Source organism: Mycobacterium sp. WMMD1722 (assembly GCF_049315205.1).
In the GTDB taxonomy this organism is placed as follows: domain Bacteria; phylum Actinomycetota; class Actinomycetes; order Mycobacteriales; family Mycobacteriaceae; genus Mycobacterium.
In genome coordinates this window covers 19,797-39,002 of the sequence record NZ_CP186056.1, presented here as the reverse complement: position 1 = coordinate 39,002, position 19,206 = coordinate 19,797, and the positions used below count along the sequence as shown (strand labels likewise).

Genomic DNA, 19,206 nt, shown 5'->3' with positions numbered 1-19,206 from the left:
CAAGCGACTGATTTAACACCGGGCTCACGAGACCCCGTCGGGTTTACGGACGATGACCTTGCCGGCCACGGTGCCCCCGTCGACCGGCAGGACGATGCCGGTGACATAGCGGGACCGGTCGGTGGCCAGATACAGCGCCGCCTCGGCGACGTCGGCTGCGACGCCCTCCCGTTTCAGTGGGCGGTCATTGCGCATCTGCTCGCGGATCCGCGCCTCGAATCGTTCCAACCGGGCCCTGTCCTCCCCCGTGGCCGAGGAGGCGAGGATCGGGGTGGGGATGTTGCCGGGTGCGATGCAGTTGACCCGGATCTCGTAGTGCGCCAACTCGATCGCCGCGCACTTGGTGAAGTGCAGGATCGCCGCCTTCGAGGAACGGTAGACCGGTACGCCGCCGCCGGCCTGGATGCCGCCGATCGAGCCGAGGTTGATGATCGACCCGCCACCGTGCTCGGCCATGTACCGGCCGGCGTCGCGGGTTCCGACCATGAGACCGAGGAGATTCACCCGCATCACCCGATCGAACTCGGCGAAGTCCTCATCGAACAGCCCGCGCCGCAGCGGACTGGAGACGCCGGCGTTGTTGACCATCACGTCCAGCCCGCCGAACCAGTCGACCGCCGCGGCCACCATGGCGGCGACCTGTGTCTGATCACTCACGTCGGTGGGACAGAACAGCGCGTTGGGGCCGAGTTCGGCCGCCAGCGCCTCGCCGAGATCACGCTGGACGTCACCGATCACGACTCTGGCGCCCTCGGCGACGAAGCGTTCGACGATGCCCCGGCCGATGCCCGACGACCCGCCGGTCACGATCGCGACCTTGCCCTCCAGTTCAGCCATCAGGCGGACACCTCCTGTTGTGACACCTCGGCGAGGAACCCGGCGAGCAGCTGGACGACCCCGCCGGGCTGTTCGATCTGTGGGCAGTGACCGGCCTCGGCGACCACGGCCGACCCCGCGCCGGTGATCTGCGCGGCGATGCCGGCCGCCCATCCCGGTGCCAGCAGCTTGTCCCGGCCGCCCTCGACGATCAGGGTGGGCATTGTGATGCGCTCATAAGCGCGCTCCGACGACGGCGTCGGCGGCGGTTCGAGACCGGGACGCCGGAAGCGGGCCGCGGCCAGCGCCTCCCAGGCGCCCGGCGCGATGCTCGAGGCATACCGCCGCGCCACGTACGCGTCGTCGGCCGGATAGGACGGATCGGCGAACAGGGCGGTGACGATCCTGCGCATGCCCTCGAGCGTCGCGTCGTAGTCGTACAGTGCGGCGCTGTGTTCGTTGCGCTGGATCTCCCCGCCGCCGCAGATCGCCACCAGGCTGCGCATGGGTAGCACCGGGGCCGGCGACGTCGCGTCGACCAGCAGGTTGATCGCACCCATCGAATTGCCGACGAAGTGTGCGCGCTCCACGCCGAGCGTCGCGCAGAAGCGGCCGATGTGGCGGATGCGCATCCCGCGGCCGTCGTTGAAGTCGACGACCTTCGCCGATCCCCCGAATCCCAGCATGTCGGGCGCCAGCACGCGATGGCCTTCGGCGAGCGCGTCGATGACGCGTTCCCAGCCGAGTTCGGCGCAGGCGCCGAACTCACCGCCGTGCAGCAGGACGACCGGGTCGCCCTGTCCCGCTTCGAGATACGTTGTCCGCAGCCCGTCGACGTCGACGGTGCGGCGGGTCGCGTTCACGTGGCGCTCCGGTAGGCCTGCGCGAAGGTGAGCAGCTGACCGGCCAGCATGTCGAGTTGGTTGCGCACCGGCGCGTCGACGAGCTCGCCGGTGTCGTCCCAGACCCGCTCGGCCGAGTTGATGGCGACTCCGAGCGGAGTGGGCCACGCCCGCAACGCATGCCCGATGGAACGGAGCTGCCCCAGCGTGCCGACTGCAGCCTGCCAGCCGTAGGCGCAGCTGATACACCCCCACGGGGTGTTGTCGAGGTAGACGCGGGGATCTTCGCGCAGGTCCTCGATGTAGTCCAGCGCGTTCTTGACCAGCCCGGAGATCGCGCCGTGGTAGCCGGGCGAGCCGACCACCACCGCATCGGCGCCGCGCAGTGCCGCAACGAGTTCGAGCGCCCGTGGGGTGCGGTCGAGGGAATGAGGTGCGTACATCGGCAGGTCGAGGTCCGGTCCGGCGAACATGCGGATGCGCCCGCCTTGGCGGGCGACGGCGTCCAGGCAGTGGCGCACCGCCCGCTCGGTCGACGAGTTGGCCCGCAGTGTGCCGCCGAGGCCGACGACCAGCGGACCGCCATCGGTGGTCATCGTCTCCCCCGTCATTTGATCGCGATCGGATTCACCGGGGCCCCGACCGCCCCGGTGACCCGAAGCGGTGGAGCGATCAGCTGGAATTCGTACACGCCGTCGGTGGCACAGTCGGCGGCCAGGGCGCCGAGGTCCCAGTACTCGCCGAGCATCAGGCCCATGTCGCGCAGGCACAGCATGTGCATGGGCAGGATGGTGCCCTCGACGCCGGAGGCAGGATCCTCGACCATCAGGTTGTCGGCGGCCACCGCGGCCACCTCGTGCTCGTGCAGCCAACTCGCACAACGCCAGTCCAGACCGGAGTAGGGCTCGGTGCCGTCGCCGGCTTCCAGGAACCTGTCCCACCAGCCGGTGCGGACCAGCACCACATCGCCGCTGCCCACCGTGACGCCCTGGGTCCGGGCGACCTCGTCCAGTTCGTCCGGCGTGATCGGCTCGCCGTGGGCGAGAAAGGTGTCCGCGCCGCGATGGCGCACCAGGTCGAGGAGCACGCCGCGGGAGGTGATGCCCTTACCGTCGACCTTGTCGATGCCGCAGTGGAAGGCACCCTGGCTGGTCACCGAGCCCGCGGGGAACCCGTTGTAGAGCTCGTCGTCGTAGTAGACATGCGACAGCGCGTCCCATTGGGTCGCGGCCTGCAGCGGCATGATGATCATGTCGTCGTTGAAGCGGAACGGGTTGTCGACGAAGTAGCCCGAAAGTTGCTGCGCCACGGCGTTCTTCAGCCAGTCGGGGCCGTACTTGACCAGCGTGTGCGCGTCGCCGCCGTCGACGGTCATGACGTGCATCGGGTTGGGCCGGTACTGGAAGGCGCCCTGCGGCCCGGAGGACCCGAAATCCACGCCCAGCGGGAACACCTTGCCGTGCCGGACCAGGCCGGCGCCCTCGGCCACCTTCTCGGGGGTGATGAAGTTCAGCGTGCCGAGTTCGTCGGCCGCGCCCCAGCGCCCCCAGTTGCGGACGGCCTCGCCGGCCCGGCGGAATTCGTCCAACGTGGCCACCTCACGCTCCCTTCATGGTGGCGGCGACCCGGCCGGCGATGTTGCCGCCGTCGACCCAGACCACCTGCCCGGTGATGTAGCCGGCGGCGGGGCTGCCCAGGAACACCAGCACCGCGGCCTGTTCCTCCGGCGTCGAGACCCGGCCGAGTGGCTTGGGGATGCCGTCGAGGAAGGCCGGACCGTAGGCGGATCGCAGCTGATCGAGGATGGGTGTCTCGGTGACCCCGGGGCCGGTGCAATTGATCCTGATGCCCCTGGCTCCGAGTGGCCCGGCGTTGCACATGGTGTAGAGGATGACCGCCTCCTTGGCCAGCCGGTAGCCCCCGTCGGCGATCGCCTCGGGATGACCGGTGCACCAGGCGATGCCCTCGTCGACGGTGCGGGTGGCCAGCAGGCCCGCGACGGTGTCCCGGTGGTCGAGATAGTCGGCCGCTGCGAGGGACGACACGTTGACGATCGAAGCTCCGGCCCGCATCTGCGGGATGAGTGCCTCGGTGAGGTGGCGCAGTCCGAGGAAGTTGATCTGCACCACCCGCAGGGGGTCACCGATACCCGAGGACACTCCCGCGACGTTGAAGACGCCGTCGAGTTCACCGCCGATCGAGGCGGCCGCATACTCGATCGACGCAGCGTCGGTCAGATCGACCTCGAGGAACATCCCCAGATCGCCCGCCGGGCGGCGCATGTCGAGCCCCACCACGTGCGCCCCCAGCTCGGACAGCTGTCGCGCGACGTGCGCCCCGATACCCGAGGCACACCCCGTGACGACCACCCGCTTTCCGTCGTAGCGCCACAGCTCGTCGATCGTTCCCACGGATCGTTCAGCCCGCCTGCTCGCGAGCCTTCTTCTCCAGCTGTGCGGCCTTGACGCGACCCTCGTTGATCTCGGCCATGGCCTCCGGGATCTCGCCGGCGGTGAACTTGCCGCCGCGGCCGGTGGGCAGGCCGCCGAACGCGTAGGTCTCGTCGAACAGCGGAGCATCGGACGGCTGACGGCGCGCCTCGACCTTCTCGATCACCGGCTCGAGCCGCTTCGCCTTGTCGGCAACGGCTTTCGCGTCCCGTTCGATGAACTCGGGAAGGATCTCCCGGCCCATGATCTCGATCGATTCCATCGTGCCCTCGTGGCTGCGCGGGTTCAGCAGCAGGATGATCTCGTCGACGCCGCTGGCCTCGTAGCCGCGCAGGAACTCGCGCACGGTGTCCGGAGATCCGATGGCGCCGCGGCCGGGCCCGTAAGCCAGCGTCGGATCTTCGTTGACCGCCTGCTCGTAGAGCTCCCACACGCCGGTGCGGCCGGGGGTGTGCATGCCGTTGACGTAGTAGTGCATGATCCCGAACGAGAAGAAGCCGCCGCCGATACCGAGGCGCTCGAGTGCTTCCTCGTCGCTCTTGGCCACCATCATCGACAGGTCGCCACCGATGGCCAGCAGGTTCGGGTTGATCGCCGGAGTGACCGGCGTGCCCTGCTCCTCGAACTCCCGGTAGTAGCCGTCGACGCGGCTCTTCAGCGCCTCGGGCCCGGTATAGGCGAAACTCAGTGCACCGATGGCCTTCTGCGCCGCCATCTGCACCGAGGACGGCCGCGTACACGCCACCCACACCGGCGGATGCGGCTTCTGCAGCGGCTTCGGGACGACGTTACGCGCCGGCATCTCGATGTGCTCGCCCTTGAATCCGCTGAACGGCGCCTCGACCATCGAGCGGATGGTCACCTCGAGCGCCTCCTCCCACTGCGCGCGCTTGTCGGCCGGGTCGATGTTGAACCCGCCGAGCTCGGCGACCGACGAGCCCTCCCCGGTGCCGAATTCCACGCGACCGTTGGACAGGTGATCCAGGGTGGACACCCGTTCGGCGATCCGCGCCGGGTGGTTGATCGCCGGCGGCAGGTGCATCACGCCGAAGCCGAGCCGGATGTCCCTCGTACGCTGGCTCGCTGCGGCCAAGAACATCTCCGGCGCGGTGGAGTGGCAGTACTCCTCGAGGAAGTGGTGCTCGGTCAGCCACACCGTCGAGAAGCCCGCCTTGTCGGCGGCCTCGACCTCGTCCAGGCCATGCTGGAACAACTGGTGCTCGTCGTCCTCGGACCAGGGCCGCGGCAGCGGGAATTCGTAGAACAGCGAAATTTTCACGGACTACCTCCGAGGGAGTGGGCGTTGGACGGGGACTGGGGTTCGTGGGAACTCGCCGCGATATGTCGGGCGGCGACGTAGCCGAACGTCATGGCGGGACCGATCGTTGCGCCGGCCCCGGCATAGCTGCGGCCCATCACCGCCGCGGAGTTGTTGCCCACGGCGTAGAGCCCGGGCAGCGCGGAGCCGTCCTCGCGCAGCACCCGGGCGTGCTCGTCGGTGCGCAGACCACCCGACGTGCCGAGGTCGCCGAGAATGACCTGGAATGCGTAGTACGGCGGCTTGCCGAGCGGATGCAGGTTGGGATTGGGCAGCGTCGGATCGCCGTAGTAGTTGTCGTAGGCGCTGTCTCCCCGACCGAAGTCGTCGTCATGACCGTTGCGGGCCAGTTCGTTGAACCGGTCGGCGGTGCGGCACAGATTCTCCGGCGGAACGCCGATCTTGCCGGCCATCTCCGCCCAGCTGTGCGCTTCCTTGACCACCCCGGATTCCAGCCACGCCGTGGGCACGTTGCGCCCGGTGGGCACGGGTGCGAACGGCACCTTGGGGATCGGGAGATGACCGCCGACGACGTACCGGCGGAACGAGCGGATGTCGGTGATCAGCCAGCACGGGATGTGGGTGACCCCGCTGTTGTGGCCGGCGATCATCGCGTGCGCGAAGTCCATGTAGGGCGCGGCCTCGTTGATGAACCGGCGACCCTCGCCGTTGACGACGAACTGGGCCGGCATCATGCGTTCGTTGAGCATGAACTGCAGTCGGCCGTCCGGCCAGCACATCGCGGGGAACCACCAGGCTTCGTCGAGCAGCTCGGTCGCGCCGCCGGCCTTCTCGCCGGCCCGGATGCCGTCGCCCACGTTCGCGGGATTGCCGAAACTCCAGTCCTTCTCGAGGAGGGGAAGGTGTTCCCTGCGCCAGGCCATGTCGTGATCGAAGCCGCCGGCGGCCAGCACCACACCGCGCCGCGCGCCGATGCGGACCACGCGTCCGTCCCTCTCGACGACCGCACCGATCACCGCACCGCCGGCGTCGGTGATCACCTCGGTCATCGGCGCGTTCAGCCACAGCGGGATGTCCTGTTGTTTCAGCGCCAGTCGCATGCGCGCCGCCAGCGACTGTCCGATCGCAGCCATCCGGTCGCCGAACACCCGGGCCCGCACCATCCGCCAGATCAGCTTGACCAGGACCGCCTTGCCGCGCCAGTTCTGCCGCACCTGGTAGAACAGCCGGAGATCCTTCGGTGCGAACCAGATTCCCTTCGGCGCCAGCGCCAGGGGCTGCAGCAGGTGCTGCTCCTCCTCGCCGAGCGCCCGCAGGTCGATCGCCGGGACGTTGATAGTGCTGCCGAGTCCGGATCCGCCCGGGACTTCCGGATAGTAGTCGGCATAGCCGGGCTTCCAGACGAATTCGAACCAGGGACTGAGCTTCTCGAGGAATTCCATCATCTGCGGCGCCACCTCGACGTAGGTCCGCAGCCGTGCGTCGCTGACCAGGCCGCCGGTGATCTGCCGTAGGTAACCGAACACCGCGTCGGGATCCGGTGTGTACCCCGCGGCCCGCTGCGAGGGCGCGCCGGGCACCCAGATACCGCCGCCGGAGAGCGCCGTGGAACCGCCGAAGTGCGAACCCTTCTCCACGACAAGGGTGTCCAGACCTTCGGACCCCGCGGTCAGTGCCGCCGTCATCCCACCACCGCCCGACCCGACGACCAGGACGTCGACCTCGGTGTCGAACTCCGGGTGTGTCATGCGGGCACCGCCGTGCGGATCGCGAAGCCGGCGATGAGTTCTGGTGCGGCGCGGTAGAACCGGTGCCGGGTCCGGTACGGGCCGCCGGCCGCCAGTGCGGCGAACGCCGCCACCCAGGTACGGATCTCGTGGCCGGAGTTGCCGCCCTCTCGGGTGATGAACACGTTCGACCAACCGTCGAGGTCGGTCAACCACCCCTCGTCGACGATCTCCAGGAACGACTGGTCCCACGCCGGGTTCAGCGGCTGCAGCGAGCTGTTGCCGTGCGCGAACGCCTGCGCGGCGTCGATGACGGCACGGGCGCGGGCCGTCCGCGCTTCGGCGATCATGGGCGCGCCGTGCACGATGCGGTCGAGCGCCGCCGGCGGGGCGGTGGCCAGCGTCGGCACGGGCGGATCGTGGGAGAGGCCGCCAGAGCCGACGATAAGTACCCGCTGGTTCAGCGTCGACAGGTATTCCCCGATGGCCGCGCCCAGGGCCCGGGTGCGCCGTAGCGGTCCCAATGGGGTGGCGACCGAGTTGCAGAAGACGGGGATCACCGGACGGGCGGTGGCGTCGCCGAAGAGTTTCTCCAGGGGCTGTACGGTGCCGTGGTCGACGTCCATACTGGCCGAGATCGCCACGTCCACACCGGCTTCGAGCACCGCGGCGGCCAGCTCGCCGGCCAGCCGCTGGGGCACGTCGAGCGGTCCGGCGTGGGTGCCGTAGTCCCCGACGCCCTGGGCAGAGGTGCCGACGCAGAACGGCGGCATCAGCTTGTAGAAGAAGCCGTTGTAGTGGTCCGGAGAGAACGTGACGACCAGCTCGGGGTCGAATTCGGTGACGAAGTCGCGGACCGCAGCCAGTTGCGCGGCGATGTCGTCAAGGAGTTCCCGCGACGGTCCCGGAAGATTCAACAGCGGGCTGTGCGACATGCAGCACAGGGCGAGTTCCGCCATGGTGACCATCACCTCCCCCCTGGGTCAGATGCAGGACGTCGAAGAGCGCGGCGCTGATCTCCGGGGCGCACTGGGCGATACATGCGCCGGCAATGCAGCGATCGGGACGAAGGAACAGCACCGATTCGCTGTGCCCGTCGAACCACCTCTTCAGCGCCCCGGTGGCGTCGCCGACCACGACGACGTCGGGGTCGTCGTGTCCGGTCCAGTGCAGCTGCGTGATCGGCCGCGCGGCGACGAACCGGGCGCCCAGTGCCCGCCATCGCTCGAACGCCGGTGCACCGAGCAGTGCGCGGGGGTTGTTGTTCCAGCACAGCACCGCGAACCCGTCACCGAGCACCTCGTCGAGCAACACGTTGCGCTCGTCGCGGGTGTCCACCCGCGGCTGCAGGAACAGGGTGCCCGCGGGCGAGATCGCGGTCGGCGCATCGGCGTGGTACACCGCACCCTGCTCGTAGCGCGGCATCGGCTTGAACCGCATCTCCAGCACATAGCGTTTCAGTGTGGGGACGATCGACGCGCCGCGTATCACCCTGTCGCGCAACCCCGCAACATGGCGATTGGTGGGTGAGATGACACGGCCCACGAGCGTGGACAGGTCGATCATGGCGCGGGCGTGCTTGCGGCGTTCGACGTCGTAGGTGTCGAGCAGCGCGTCGCCGGCCTGTCCGTTGACGACCGCGGCGAGCTTCCACCCGAGATTGGCCGCGTCCCGGATGCCACTGTTGTAGCCCTGGCCCTGCCACACCGGCATCAGGTGTGCGGCGTCGCCGGCCAGGAACATGCGCCCCTGGCGGAACGTGCCGGCGATGCGGGAGTGGTGGGTGTAGAGCCGGTGGCGGATGATGTCGACGCGGTCCGGATGGGGAATCAGGCGTCCCAGCATGGATCGGATGAAGGCCGGGTCCTCGGCCTGTTCGTCGGTCTCGTCGGCGTGGATCATGAATTCGAATCGCCGGATCCCGTGCGCGATCGAGATGGACGCGTACGGGCGGGCCGGGTCGGCTCCGACCTCGCTGTTGGGGTGGCCCAGCGGATCGTTGGCGAGGTCGACGACGAGCCAGCGAGTCGGCGAGGTGGTGCCGTCGAACGACACCCCCATCAGGCGGCGGGTGGCGCTGCGTCCGCCATCGCAGCCGACCAGGTAGCGGGCCCGTACCGTCTCGCCGGGGAGATCCACCGTGACGCCGACGGGGGTCTCGTGGCAGGACAGCATCCGCCGGCTCCAGCGCACCTCTACGTGCGCGAAGCGCTGCAGACCGGCGAGCAGCTCGGCGTCGACCATGGGCTGGACGAACCCGTTGCGCTTGGGCCACCCGAAACGCGCGTCGGGCGGGGCCATCTCGGCCAGCAGCCGACGGTTGCCGTCGAAGAACCGAAGGATCTGGTTGGGCACGGTGTGCGGCAGCACGGCCTCGACCAGGCCGATCGCCTGAAACGTCCGCAGCGCCTCGTCGTCGAGACCCACCCCGCGCGGATAGTCGATGAGCGTGTCGCGTTCCTCGACGACGACGGTGCGCACCCCCTGTCCGCCGAGGATGTTGGCCAGGGTCAGGCCGACCGGGCCTGCGCCGATGATGACGACGTCGGCTTCGGTGTCGATGCTCACGGTCAGCGCCCCCTCAGGAAGTCGAGGTGCAGCCGGTTGAACGTCTTGGGGTCCTCGTACTGCGGCCAGTGGCCGCAGCCGGGCATCACCTCGAAGCGGGCGCCGGGGATCATGGACGCCATCCGGCGGCCCTCCTCGACGTCGGCGGTCGGATCGTCACTGGTCCACACCACCAGGGTGGGCGCGCTGATCGCCCCGTACTCTTTGGGGCCGAGCAGGTTTCGCGCCCGGATACCGGTGTCCTGCAGCGCCATGATGTCGCGCATCGCGGCGACGAAGCCCGGTTGGCGGTACACCCGCTGCCGGCTCGCCACGATGTCGGCGTAATCCTTGCTCTTGTCGGCCATCAACCACTTGATGCGGGCGGTGACGGTCTCCCAACTCGGGTCTTCGGCCGCAGCCATCGACAGGGTGATGATGCGCTGCATCACCTCCGGGTCGGCCTGAGAACCGCCCGCGGTGTTGAGGACCAGCCTCTCCACCCGGTCGCCGTGGTCGGCGGCCACCCGGGCCGCCACCCATCCGCCGAGCGACTCGCCGCTGATGTGGGCACGTTCGGCGCCGATGGCGTCGAGGAACGCGAGCAGATGGTCGACATAGTGCGGGATCTCGAGTGGATGGCCCGGCTTGTCGGTATAGCCGTGCCCGAGCATGTCGATCGACCACGTCGAGAAGTGCTCGGCGTGCGCCTCCAGGTTGCGGACATAGGCCTCGGCGTGACCGCCAGATCCGTGCAGCAGAACCAGGGCCGGCCTGGTGACGTCCCCGGCGTGCAGGAAGCGGGTGCGCACCCCACCGGCGTCGAGGTAGCCCTGCGAGAAGGCGACGCCCTGGAGATCGCTCCACACGCTTTCGTGCTCCGCCACCGACCCGACTCCCCCTTGCGCGAAAACAACATTCTCAATTCGAGATAATGGTGTGTGCTACTATCGCTCATTAATGTGCACTATCTTTAGAGCATTGCTCTCACGATGACGTCTGTCAAGGGACCGGACGGCGCCATGCCCGAGAAGTTGGCAGCCGGATCCCAGACCCTGGCCAGGGGCCTGTCCGCGCTGCAGGCGGTCGCCACCGCGCCGGCCGGACTGACGGTGCAGCAGGTCGCCGAACATGTCGGTGTCCATCGAACGATCGCCTACCGGTTGCTCGGCACGCTGACCCAGTTTCGCTACGTGGCCAAGGGCGAGGACGGCCGCTATCGGCCCGCCGCGGGACTGGCGCTGCTGGGTTCGTCGTTCGACAACAACGTGCGGGCCCTGAGCGTCCCGATTCTGCGTGGCCTGGCCGACGAACTCGCCACGACGGTGTCGTTGCTGGTGGCCGAGGGTGATCAACAAGTGGCGGTAGCCGTGATCGTGCCGACCAACGTCTTCTACCAGTTGTCGTTCCACGAGGGCAGCCGCTATCCCCTCGACCGGGGCGCCGCCGGCATCGCACTGCTGGCGAGCATGCCGCCGCGCCCCGGTGAACGTGAGCTGGTACCGCAGACACGTTCCCAGGGCTGGGTTATCACCCACGGCGAGATCGAGCCCAATACCTACGGCCTGGCCGTACCCGTCCGCCGCCGGCCGCCGTCCCCACCGACCTGTATCAACCTCATCTCCCACCGCGAAGACGTCGTACTCGACGGCAGGGACGCGGTGATCAGGGCGGCCAGGCACCTCGCCGCCGTCATCTGACGAGCCGACAGGAGGGACAGCCATGGGCATGTGGAACCACGAGACCGACGTCGTCGTCCTGGGCACCGGAGGTGCGGGACTGGCCGCAGCACTCAGCGCGGCCGTCGGGGGAGCCGACGTCGAGGTGTACGAGAAGGCCGCGACGGTCGGCGGTACCACCGCCGTGTCGGGCGGCATCGTCTGGATACCGGCGCACGATCGGTCGCCGGACGGGCCGCTGTCCGTCGAGGATGCGCTGGCCTACCTGCACGCCCAGTCACTGGGCGTCATGGACGACGAGCTGGTCGAGACCTTCGTGCGCACCGGGCCGGCGATGCTCGACTTCATCGAGGGGAACAGCGATCTGAGATTCGCGGTGGCCGAGGGCTTTCCGGACTACAAGCCCGAGCTGCCGGGCGGGCGCCCCGGTGGTGGCCGCTCGCTGGCCGCCGCGCCGTTCGACCTCAAGCGACTCGGCCCGTGGCACGACCGCATCACCGCTTTCCCCGCGGATTTCAGCAACGTCGGCATCGACGCCGAGACCCGGGCCCGGATCTTCGCATCCGCCCCGGATGACATCGACCCCGACGCCGAACTGTGTGTCGCCGGAACGGCGCTGGTCGCCGGTCTACTCAAAGGACTGCTCGACGTCGGCGTCACACCGCGAACCGGCGCCAGGGCCCTCGAGTTGATCGTCGAGGACGGTCGCATCGTCGGCGTGCGAATCGATCTCGACGGCAACCAGATTCGTGTGCATGCCCGGCGTGCGGTGGTGCTCGGGACCGGTGGCTTCGAATGGGACACCGGCCTGGTGGAGGCCTTCCTGCGCGGCCCGATGCGGGGCGCAGTGTCACCGCCGAACAACACCGGAGACGGTCTGCGGATGGTCATGGCTCACGGCGCCGACCTGGCGAACATGGGTGAGGCCTGGTGGGTGCCGATCGTCCAGATCCCCGGCGACACCATCGACGGCCACCCGCGCAGCCGCAGCGTCCGGCTCGAACGCACCAGGCCCCGCAGCATCATCGTCAACCGGGCGGGCAGGCGATTCCTCAACGAGGCCGGCGAGTACAACTCGATGGCCGGCGCGTTCCAGTACCTGGATCCCCGGCACGGCTACGTCAACGACCCCGCCTGGATCGTCTTCGACTCCCTGCATCTCAAGCACTACGGATTTCTCGGCGTGGACCCCGACGGCCCGGTGCCCGACTGGTTCTGCGCATCGGCGACGCTCGACGAGCTCAGTGAGAAGACCGGCATCGACGCCACCGGGCTGGCCCGCACGCTCGATACGTGGAACGCCGCTGTCGCCCAGGAACGGGACCCGGACTTCGGCCGGGGCGCGAGCGCCTACGACGGCTACTGGGGCGATCCGAAAGCACCCACACCCGCCCTGCAGACCCTCGGCCCCGTCGACACCGCGCCCTACTATGCCGTCCCGGTGTCGATCGGGGCGATGGGCACCAAGGGCGGGCCGCGCACCGACCGCGACGGCCGGGTGCTGCATGTCAGCGGGTGCCCGATCCCCGGCCTCTTCGCCGCCGGCAATGCGATGGCGGGCGCCACCGGCAAGGCCTACGGCGGCGCGGGCGGGACGCTGGGTCCGGCGATGGTGTTCGGCGTGCGCGCCGGCCACGCCGCAGCCACGGGCGAATCGTTGCCGTGCTGAACCGCTAGCCGCGCGGCTACTGTGTGGGCGTGATCTCGGCAGCGCCCCACCAGCGATTCTCGGATACCCGGCGTAGTGCCGCGCAGCTGCGCGTCCTGGACGCGGCGCTGGACTTGATCGCCGAACACGGGGTGAGCGGAACGTCGCTGCAGATGATCGCCGACCGCATCGGCGTCACCAAAGCCGCTGTTTACCACCAGTTCAAGACCAAGGACGCGATCGTCATCGCGCTGACCGAACGCGAACTCGGCTGGCTGGAGGAGGCCCTCGAGGCGGCCGAGTCCGAGCCCAACCGCACCGCCGCTCGCGAACTGCTGCTGACCCGCGTGGTGGAACTGGCCGTCGAGCGCAGGCGGATGGTCAGCGTGTTGCAGTTCGACCCGGTGATCATTCGCGTGCTGGCCGAACACGAACCGTTCCAGCAGTTCATCGACCGTCTCTACACCGCCATGCTCGGCGAGGAGACCGGCGCGCGGGCCCGGGTGCACGCGGCGATGCTGTCGGGTGTCATCAGCGTGGCGGTGATGCACCCGCTGGTGGCCGACGTCGACGACGACAGCCTGCGCCACGAGCTGCTGCGCACCATGCGACGCATCGTCGCGCTGCCGGGCTGAGTTCAGGATTCGGCGGGCAGCGCGAACAACTGCTCGGCGGCGCTGTAGGGGTCGCCGCCCCGTTCGGCGACGAGACCGGCCAACCGGTCCAGATCCGGGTGGGTGCGCAACAGAGTGTGCGCCAGGGACAGGATCTGGGTGCGCGCCCGCGCGACGCGCCGCTCGGGGGTGTCGGTGCGGTGGTGGGCGTCGATCGCGGCGACCAATTCGGGCACCCCGTCACCCTGGGCCGCAATCAGTTTCAGGATCGGGACGGCGACCTCGGCCCGCAGGTCACGCACCGTCTGATCGGCGCCTTCGCGGTCGGCCTTGTTGACCACCACCACGTCGGCCACCTCGAGCAGCCCGGCCTTGGCGGCCTGGACCGCGTCTCCCGCACCGGGATTGAGCACCACCACCGTCGGATCGGCGATCGCGGCGATCTCGATCTCCGACTGCCCCACCCCGACCGTCTCGAGCACGACCACGTCGTAGGACAGCGCCGCGAGCAGCCGGATCGCGGCCGGCACGGCGGCGGCCAGCCCGCCCAGGTGACCGCGGGTGGCCACCGATCGGATCAGCACGTCGGGATCGTTGATGTGGGCGGCCATCCGGATGCGATCGCCCAGTAACGCACCACCGCTGTAGGGCGACGTCGGGTCGACAGCCAGGACCGCCACCCGCCATCGTCGTTCCCGATAGGCGGTGACGAGCGCGGCGACGGTGGTCGACTTGCCCGCGCCAGGGGGCCCGGTGACACCGACGACGCGGGCGTGATGCGCGCCGAGCGACGCGAGGACCTCATCCCGGCGGGCGCCCTCCACCAGGCTCAGCAGCCGGCCCGCGGCGCGGGTCGAGCCGTTGCGCGCGGCGGTGATCAGTTCGTCGATCTGCATCGAGCTGTCCATGTGGCCATCGAGCCTAGGACGCGGACACCTCGATGACCGTCGCCGAGCCCATGCCACCGCCCGCGCACATGGCGGCGACGCCGATCCCACCGCCGCGGCGCCGCAGTTCGTGAACCAGCGTCACCAGCATCCGGGCGCCGGTCGCCGCCACCGGATGGCCGAGCGAGCACCCGCTGCCACTGACGTTCACCCGGTCCGGATCGATGTCGAGCATCTTCACCGTCGCCACGCACATCGCGGCGAACGCCTCGTTGATCTCGAAGAGATCGACGTCGGAGATGGACAGGCCGGCGCGCTTGAGCGCCTTCGGAATGGCCTCGACCGGCGCCAGTCCGGTGAACGCCGGGTCGACGCCGACCGACGCCCACGACTTCACCGTCGCCAGACCCGGCAACCCGAGCCGGTCGCTGGCCAGGGTGAGCACCGCGGCGCCGTCATTGGCCCCGCAGGCGTTGCCGGCCGTGATCGAGAACCCCTCGATCTCGGGGTGCAACGGCCGCAGCGCCGCGAGCCTCTCCATGCTGGTGTCCCGACGCGGGTGTTCGTCGGTGTCGAAGAGACCGTGTGGCGTCTCGATCGGCACGATCTCGTCGGTGAAGCGACCCTCGTCGATGGCCGCGACGGCCTTGCGGTGCGACCCGAGCGCCCACTGGTCCATCTCCTCGCGGCTCACCCCCGCCCGCACGGCGGCGTTCCAGCCGACCGTGATCGACATGTCCATGTTCGGTGCGTCGGCCCGGTCGGGATGCGTCGGGGGAAACCAGTCGAGCATCGCGGCGTCTTTCGCACTGCTCGCGCGCCGGGTGAAGCGCGGTGTGGTGGACGCGGAGTTCACCCCGCCCGCGATCACCAGCTGGTCCATCCCGGCGCGGATACTCGCCGCGGCACTCTGCACTGCGGCCTGGCCCGCCGCGCAGTGCCGGTTGTTCGACAGGCCGGGCACGGTGGTCAGCCCGGCGGTGATGGCGGCGTGCCGGGCAATCACACCTCCGCCGTACAGCCCTTCGCCGAGTACCACGTCGTCGACCTGAGCCGCGTCGAGACCCTCGGCTGCCGCACCGACGACGTGTTCGGCGAGTTGGTAGGCGTCGGTGTCCCGCAGCGTCCCCTTCATGGCGGTGCCGATGGGGGTGCGCAGCGCCGAGACGATGACGGCTTCGGGCATGGATGGACTCCGTTCCGGATACGGGCGAGAATGCTATTCTCGCAAAGAGAGAGTTACCGTTGCAAGAAGGGGACCCACGTGCAGATCGCCGGCAGCTCCGCCCTCGTCGTCGGCGGCGCCGGTGGACTCGGTGAGGCGACGGTGCGCCGCCTGCACGACGCCGGCGCCAAGGTGGTGGTCGCCGATCTGGCCGACGAGAAGGGTGCCGACCTCGAGAAGGAGCTCGGCGTGCGGTACGTCCGCACGGACGCCACCTCCGAGGACTCGGTGAACGCCGCGATCGCCGAGGCGCAGTCGCTGGCCCCACTGCGGATCTCGGTCGACACCCATGGTGGCCCGGCCAGCGGCGGGCGCCTGGTCGACAAGGACGGATCTCCGCTGGACCTCGACGGATTCAAGAAGACGATCGAGTTCTATCTGACCGCGGTCTTCAACGTCATGCGGCTGTCGGCGGCTGCCATCGCGACGACCGATCCGCGCGAAGAGGGCGCGCGCGGCGTCATCGTCAACACCGCGTCGATCGCCGGCTACGAAGGCCAGATCGGGCAGCTCCCCTACGCCGCGGCCAAGGGTGGCGTGCTGGGCATGACACTGGTCGCCGCACGCGATCTGTCGCCGCTGGGCATTCGCGTGGTCACCATCGCGCCCGGCACCATCAACACTCCCGCCTACGGCAAGGCCGCCGACCAGCTCGAGCAGTACTGGGGGCCGCAGGTACCGTTTCCCAGACGGATGGGCCGTTCAGTCGAGTACGCGAAACTGGCACAGAGCATCATCGAGAACGACTACCTCAACGGCGAGATCATCCGCCTGGACGGGGCGCTGCGCTTTCCGCCGAGATGACCCGCAGGTCCGACGTCATCCGAGTGCGTCGATGCCGGCCAGAATGAGATCGACACCGGCGAGGAACTGCTCGCGGTCGTCGTGGTCGCGCAACCGTGCCGCGAACCGCTGGACGAAGGGATGTGTCGCGCAGTCCTTCTCGGTCCACTCGGCGGCTATCGCTTCGAGGAGCGCCGATCGATCGGTACCCGGTGGCCGCAGACGCGCGTTCGCCGCGTTCTGCGTGGCGGCGCCGAGGATGTAGCTCACCAGCGCCGATCCGCAGTCGAACTGCGCCTGTTCGGGAATGTCCATGGCTTCGAACTGAATTCCGATGCCGGTGAAGATGTGCAGCATGGCGGGTTGCCAGGGCGCTCTGGCCAGCTGTGTGCCGACCCAGGGACGGGCGTCGATCGCATCGAACAACCCCGACGCGATGGCCCTGATCGCGGCCCGCGGATCGGTGTTGCGGTCACCCGCGGCCATCACGGGGGCGACGATCGCCTCGGTGGACTCCGCCAGCAGAGCATCTTTGTCGGACACGTGCCAGTAGATGGCCCCGCTGCCGGTGGCCAACCTGGCCGCCAGCGCGCGAAAGGTCAGCGCCGTCTCCCCTTCGGCATCGAGGATGTCGATTGCCGCGCCGACGATTCGCTCCCTCGACAACGGTTCGGAGCGCCGCGCCACCCGCCGCTTGGCTGTCACCGGACCATCTTGACATATCTGGAACGTTGTTCCAACCTATGAATTGGAACAACGTTCCATCGAACCGAAGCGGAGGACTCAGGATGACTGCTCCCGTCACCATCGTCGGCGCCGGCTTGGGCGGCCTCACGCTCGCGCGGGTCCTGGACATTCGCGGCATCCGGGCGACGGTGTTCGAGGCCGACGAATCGGCCGATGCGCGAATCCAGGGCGGCCAGCTCGACATTCACGAGAACGACGGACAGGTCGCTCTCGAGGCAGCGGGGCTGACCGAACAGTTCCGCGCCATCATCCACGTCGGCGGCGAGGCGTCGCGCGTCGTCGACCGGCACGGCACACGGCTGCTCGACCAACCCGACGACGGCACCGGCGGACGTCCCGAGGTGCTGCGCGGCGATCTGCGGCGGATCCTGCTCGAGTCGCTGCCCGAAGACACCGTCCGGTGGGGACACAAGGTCGCCGGTGTCCGCCCGCTCGGCGGCGGTCACCACGAGCTGCGGTTCGGGGACGGCTCGACGCACATCAGCACACTGCTGGTGGGCGCAGACGGCGCCTGGTCGCGGATCCGGCCACTGCTGTCCCCGGCCAGACCCGAGTTCATCGACACGGTCTTCGTCGAGAGCTACCTCTACGACATCGACACGCGCCACCCCGCGGCGGCCGCCCTGGTGGGCGATGGAGCGCTCTACGCGCTCTCGCCGGAGCAGGGCCTGGTCGTGCACCGGGAGGTGCCCGACGTCCTGCACACCTATGCGCTGTTGCGCCGGCCCGCCGAGTGGGTGGCCGACGCGTTTGCCGACCCCGCGGCTGCAACCGCGCGCACCGCCGCCGAATTCCAGGGCTGGGCAGGCGAACTGACCGACCTCATCACCCGCAGCGACACCGTGCCCGTTCCGCGGATGATTCACACCCTGCCGAACGCCCATCGCTGGAACCGGGTGCCGGGGGTGACGCTACTCGGCGATGCCGCCCACCTCATGCCGCCATCCGGGGACGGTGCAAACCTGGCGATGCTCGACGGAGCCGAACTGGGCATCGCGATCGCCGCGCACCCGGCCGACAGCGAGGCGGCGCTGCGCACCTATGAGCAGACGATGTTCGCCCGCAGCGCCGCCGTCGCGGTGGCCGCACACGAGACCCTGGAGCTGTGTCTCGGCGCCCGGGCACCGTTCGGCCTCCTCGACCTCTTGTCCTGATCCCGGCGTGGTCAGGCGCTCCGTGCGCCGACCCACACCGAAATCACTTCTTGGCGTTGAGTTTGGCGACGATCGCCCGGAAGTCGTCGGTCAGGAACGACTGTTCCTCCGCGGTGTTCGCATAGTCCAGACTGGCGAGCACAGCCCGTTCAAGGTGAATGTTCAGCAGCCGCTTGGTCGACTCCAGCGCCTGCCGCGGCAACTCCATCATTTTCTTCGCGCAGGCGATCGCCTCGCCCACCGGATCCTCGACGACGTGATTGGCCAGGCCCAGTTCGAGCGCCCGCTCCGACGAGATGCGGGCGCCCGTCATCGCGAACTCCTTGGCCAGCAGCAGGCTGATGTGCAGCGGCCAGGTCAGCGGACCACCGTCGGCGGCCACCAGACCCACCTGCACGTGCGGATCGGCGAAGTAGGCCGTCGGCGCCATATAGACGATGTCGCTCAGCGCAACCAGGCTGCACCCCAACCCGACGGCCGGGCCGTTCACCGCCGCCACGACGGGGATGCGGGTGCGGCACATGCCCAGCACGATCTCGCGCCCATGCAGAATGGTCTTGCGCCGCAGCTTCGCGTCACCGGCCAACTCCTGCAGGTAGGCGAAGTCGCCACCGGCCGAAAAGGCCCGCCCCGCACCGGTGATCACCGCAGCGCGGGCGTCGAGGTCCTCGTTGAGCTGTGGCCACAACCGGGCCAGACCGCAGTGCAGTGCATCGTTGACCGAGTTGAGCGAGTCCGGCCGGTTGAGCGTGATGATCCGCAGTGGGCCGTCCGCGGTGACCTGGATCTCCTCCGGCATGTCGTACAT

The 19,206-nt window shown here is 69.1% G+C and carries 19 protein-coding genes; 5 read left to right on the top strand and 14 right to left on the bottom strand.

The features are described from left to right. Positions 1 to 24 precede the first annotated feature (24 nt). The 10 genes from ACN27E_RS00205 to ACN27E_RS00160 are packed head-to-tail and all read right to left on the bottom strand — an operon-like array spanning position 25 to position 10,548. The gene (locus ACN27E_RS00205) at positions 25 to 840 is read right to left on the bottom strand and encodes an SDR family NAD(P)-dependent oxidoreductase (protein WP_422750141.1); all 816 of its coding nucleotides are present in this window, start codon (positions 838 to 840) and stop codon (positions 25 to 27) included. After that, the gene (locus tag ACN27E_RS00200) at positions 837 to 1,679 is read right to left on the bottom strand and encodes an alpha/beta fold hydrolase (RefSeq protein WP_422745952.1); all 843 of its coding nucleotides are present in this window, start codon (positions 1,677 to 1,679) and stop codon (positions 837 to 839) included. Before ACN27E_RS00200 ends, ACN27E_RS00205 begins: the two co-directional genes overlap by 4 nt. Next, positions 1,676 to 2,254, bottom strand: coding sequence for an NADPH-dependent FMN reductase (locus tag ACN27E_RS00195; RefSeq protein WP_422745950.1), 579 nt, complete (start codon positions 2,252 to 2,254; stop codon positions 1,676 to 1,678). Before ACN27E_RS00195 ends, ACN27E_RS00200 begins: the two co-directional genes overlap by 4 nt. 11 nt (positions 2,255 to 2,265) lie before the next feature. Continuing rightward, positions 2,266 to 3,255 (bottom strand): cyclase family protein, encoded by a 990-nt coding sequence (locus tag ACN27E_RS00190; protein WP_422745949.1) that lies wholly within the window; start codon positions 3,253 to 3,255, stop codon positions 2,266 to 2,268. 1 nt (position 3,256) lies between these two features. Beyond that, positions 3,257 to 4,069, bottom strand: a complete 813-nt coding sequence (locus ACN27E_RS00185; RefSeq protein WP_422745947.1) for a coniferyl-alcohol dehydrogenase — start codon at positions 4,067 to 4,069, stop codon at positions 3,257 to 3,259. Positions 4,070 to 4,076: 7 nt separating this feature from the next. Next, a complete protein-coding gene (locus tag ACN27E_RS00180; RefSeq protein WP_422745945.1) occupies positions 4,077 to 5,387 on the bottom strand; it encodes an LLM class flavin-dependent oxidoreductase in 1,311 nt (436 codons plus the stop codon). Next, positions 5,384 to 7,135 (bottom strand): FAD-binding protein, encoded by a 1,752-nt coding sequence (locus ACN27E_RS00175; RefSeq protein WP_422745942.1) that lies wholly within the window; start codon positions 7,133 to 7,135, stop codon positions 5,384 to 5,386. The genes ACN27E_RS00180 and ACN27E_RS00175 overlap by 4 nt, the downstream gene beginning before the upstream one ends. Then, the gene (locus ACN27E_RS00170; protein WP_422745939.1) at positions 7,132 to 8,073 is read right to left on the bottom strand and encodes a 3-carboxyethylcatechol 2,3-dioxygenase; all 942 of its coding nucleotides are present in this window, start codon (positions 8,071 to 8,073) and stop codon (positions 7,132 to 7,134) included. The genes ACN27E_RS00175 and ACN27E_RS00170 overlap by 4 nt, the downstream gene beginning before the upstream one ends. Continuing rightward, the gene (locus ACN27E_RS00165; protein ID WP_422750139.1) at positions 7,997 to 9,676 is read right to left on the bottom strand and encodes a bifunctional 3-(3-hydroxy-phenyl)propionate/3-hydroxycinnamic acid hydroxylase; all 1,680 of its coding nucleotides are present in this window, start codon (positions 9,674 to 9,676) and stop codon (positions 7,997 to 7,999) included. Before ACN27E_RS00165 ends, ACN27E_RS00170 begins: the two co-directional genes overlap by 77 nt. A gap of 8 nt (positions 9,677 to 9,684) precedes the next feature. After that, a complete protein-coding gene (locus ACN27E_RS00160; RefSeq protein ID WP_422745936.1) occupies positions 9,685 to 10,548 on the bottom strand; it encodes an alpha/beta fold hydrolase in 864 nt (287 codons plus the stop codon). A 105-nt stretch (positions 10,549 to 10,653) separates the two neighbouring features. On the opposite strand from ACN27E_RS00160, the gene ACN27E_RS00155 reads away from it, so the two are divergent. From ACN27E_RS00155 to ACN27E_RS00145, 3 genes are read left to right on the top strand one after another with little or no spacing between them, the layout of a single operon-like run. Further along, positions 10,654 to 11,361 (top strand): IclR family transcriptional regulator, encoded by a 708-nt coding sequence (locus tag ACN27E_RS00155; protein ID WP_422745934.1) that lies wholly within the window; start codon positions 10,654 to 10,656, stop codon positions 11,359 to 11,361. 22 nt (positions 11,362 to 11,383) lie between these two features. After that, a complete protein-coding gene (locus ACN27E_RS00150; protein WP_422745932.1) occupies positions 11,384 to 13,009 on the top strand; it encodes an FAD-dependent oxidoreductase in 1,626 nt (541 codons plus the stop codon). Positions 13,010 to 13,038: 29 nt separating this feature from the next. Beyond that, positions 13,039 to 13,623 carry a TetR/AcrR family transcriptional regulator gene (locus tag ACN27E_RS00145; RefSeq protein ID WP_422745929.1) on the top strand — a complete coding sequence of 195 codons (585 nt, stop codon included), beginning with the start codon at positions 13,039 to 13,041 and terminating at the stop codon, positions 13,621 to 13,623. A gap of 2 nt (positions 13,624 to 13,625) precedes the next feature. Here the strand turns inward: ACN27E_RS00145 and ACN27E_RS00140 are convergent, their stop codons facing one another. Both ACN27E_RS00140 and ACN27E_RS00135 read right to left on the bottom strand, forming a co-directional pair. Next, positions 13,626 to 14,498 (bottom strand): ArgK/MeaB family GTPase, encoded by an 873-nt coding sequence (locus ACN27E_RS00140; protein ID WP_422750137.1) that lies wholly within the window; start codon positions 14,496 to 14,498, stop codon positions 13,626 to 13,628. Positions 14,499 to 14,523: 25 nt separating this feature from the next. Then, positions 14,524 to 15,675 carry a thiolase family protein gene (locus tag ACN27E_RS00135; protein WP_422745926.1) on the bottom strand — a complete coding sequence of 384 codons (1,152 nt, stop codon included), beginning with the start codon at positions 15,673 to 15,675 and terminating at the stop codon, positions 14,524 to 14,526. 78 nt (positions 15,676 to 15,753) lie between these two features. On the opposite strand from ACN27E_RS00135, the gene ACN27E_RS00130 reads away from it, so the two are divergent. Next, positions 15,754 to 16,518: an SDR family NAD(P)-dependent oxidoreductase gene (locus ACN27E_RS00130; RefSeq protein WP_422745924.1), complete on the top strand. Its 765-nt coding sequence runs from the start codon at positions 15,754 to 15,756 to the stop codon at positions 16,516 to 16,518. 15 nt (positions 16,519 to 16,533) lie between these two features. On the opposite strand, the gene ACN27E_RS00125 is transcribed toward ACN27E_RS00130, so the two are convergent. Beyond that, entirely contained in the window at positions 16,534 to 17,202 is a 669-nt protein-coding gene (locus tag ACN27E_RS00125) for a TetR/AcrR family transcriptional regulator (RefSeq protein ID WP_422745921.1), read from the bottom strand. Between the two features lie 83 nt (positions 17,203 to 17,285). Here ACN27E_RS00125 and ACN27E_RS00120 point away from each other — a divergent pair, with 83 nt between their 5' ends. Further along, complete coding sequence (locus tag ACN27E_RS00120) at positions 17,286 to 18,398, top strand: FAD-dependent oxidoreductase (protein ID WP_422745918.1); 1,113 nt, start codon at positions 17,286 to 17,288, stop codon at positions 18,396 to 18,398. A 43-nt stretch (positions 18,399 to 18,441) separates the two neighbouring features. On the opposite strand, the gene ACN27E_RS00115 is transcribed toward ACN27E_RS00120, so the two are convergent. Beyond that, entirely contained in the window at positions 18,442 to 19,206 is a 765-nt protein-coding gene (locus tag ACN27E_RS00115; RefSeq protein WP_422745915.1) for an enoyl-CoA hydratase/isomerase family protein, read from the bottom strand.

What these genes read in the sequence shown, in the direction of transcription:
- ACN27E_RS00195 (WP_422745950.1), bottom strand. Translation starts at nt 2,254, where the DNA reads ATGACCACCGATGGCGGTCCGCTGGTCGTCGGCCTCGGCGGCACACTG.
- ACN27E_RS00175 (WP_422745942.1), bottom strand. Translation starts at nt 7,135, where the DNA reads ATGACACACCCGGAGTTCGACACCGAGGTCGACGTCCTGGTCGTCGGG.
- ACN27E_RS00170 (WP_422745939.1), bottom strand. Translation starts at nt 8,073, where the DNA reads ATGGCGGAACTCGCCCTGTGCTGCATGTCGCACAGCCCGCTGTTGAAT.
- ACN27E_RS00155 (WP_422745934.1), top strand. Translation starts at nt 10,654, where the DNA reads ATGACGTCTGTCAAGGGACCGGACGGCGCCATGCCCGAGAAGTTGGCA.
- ACN27E_RS00150 (WP_422745932.1), top strand. Translation starts at nt 11,384, where the DNA reads ATGGGCATGTGGAACCACGAGACCGACGTCGTCGTCCTGGGCACCGGA.
- ACN27E_RS00140 (WP_422750137.1), bottom strand. Translation starts at nt 14,498, where the DNA reads ATGCAGATCGACGAACTGATCACCGCCGCGCGCAACGGCTCGACCCGC.
- ACN27E_RS00135 (WP_422745926.1), bottom strand. Translation starts at nt 15,675, where the DNA reads ATGCCCGAAGCCGTCATCGTCTCGGCGCTGCGCACCCCCATCGGCACC.
- ACN27E_RS00120 (WP_422745918.1), top strand. Translation starts at nt 17,286, where the DNA reads ATGACTGCTCCCGTCACCATCGTCGGCGCCGGCTTGGGCGGCCTCACG.
- ACN27E_RS00115 (WP_422745915.1), bottom strand. Translation starts at nt 19,206, where the DNA reads ATGTACGACATGCCGGAGGAGATCCAGGTCACCGCGGACGGCCCACTG.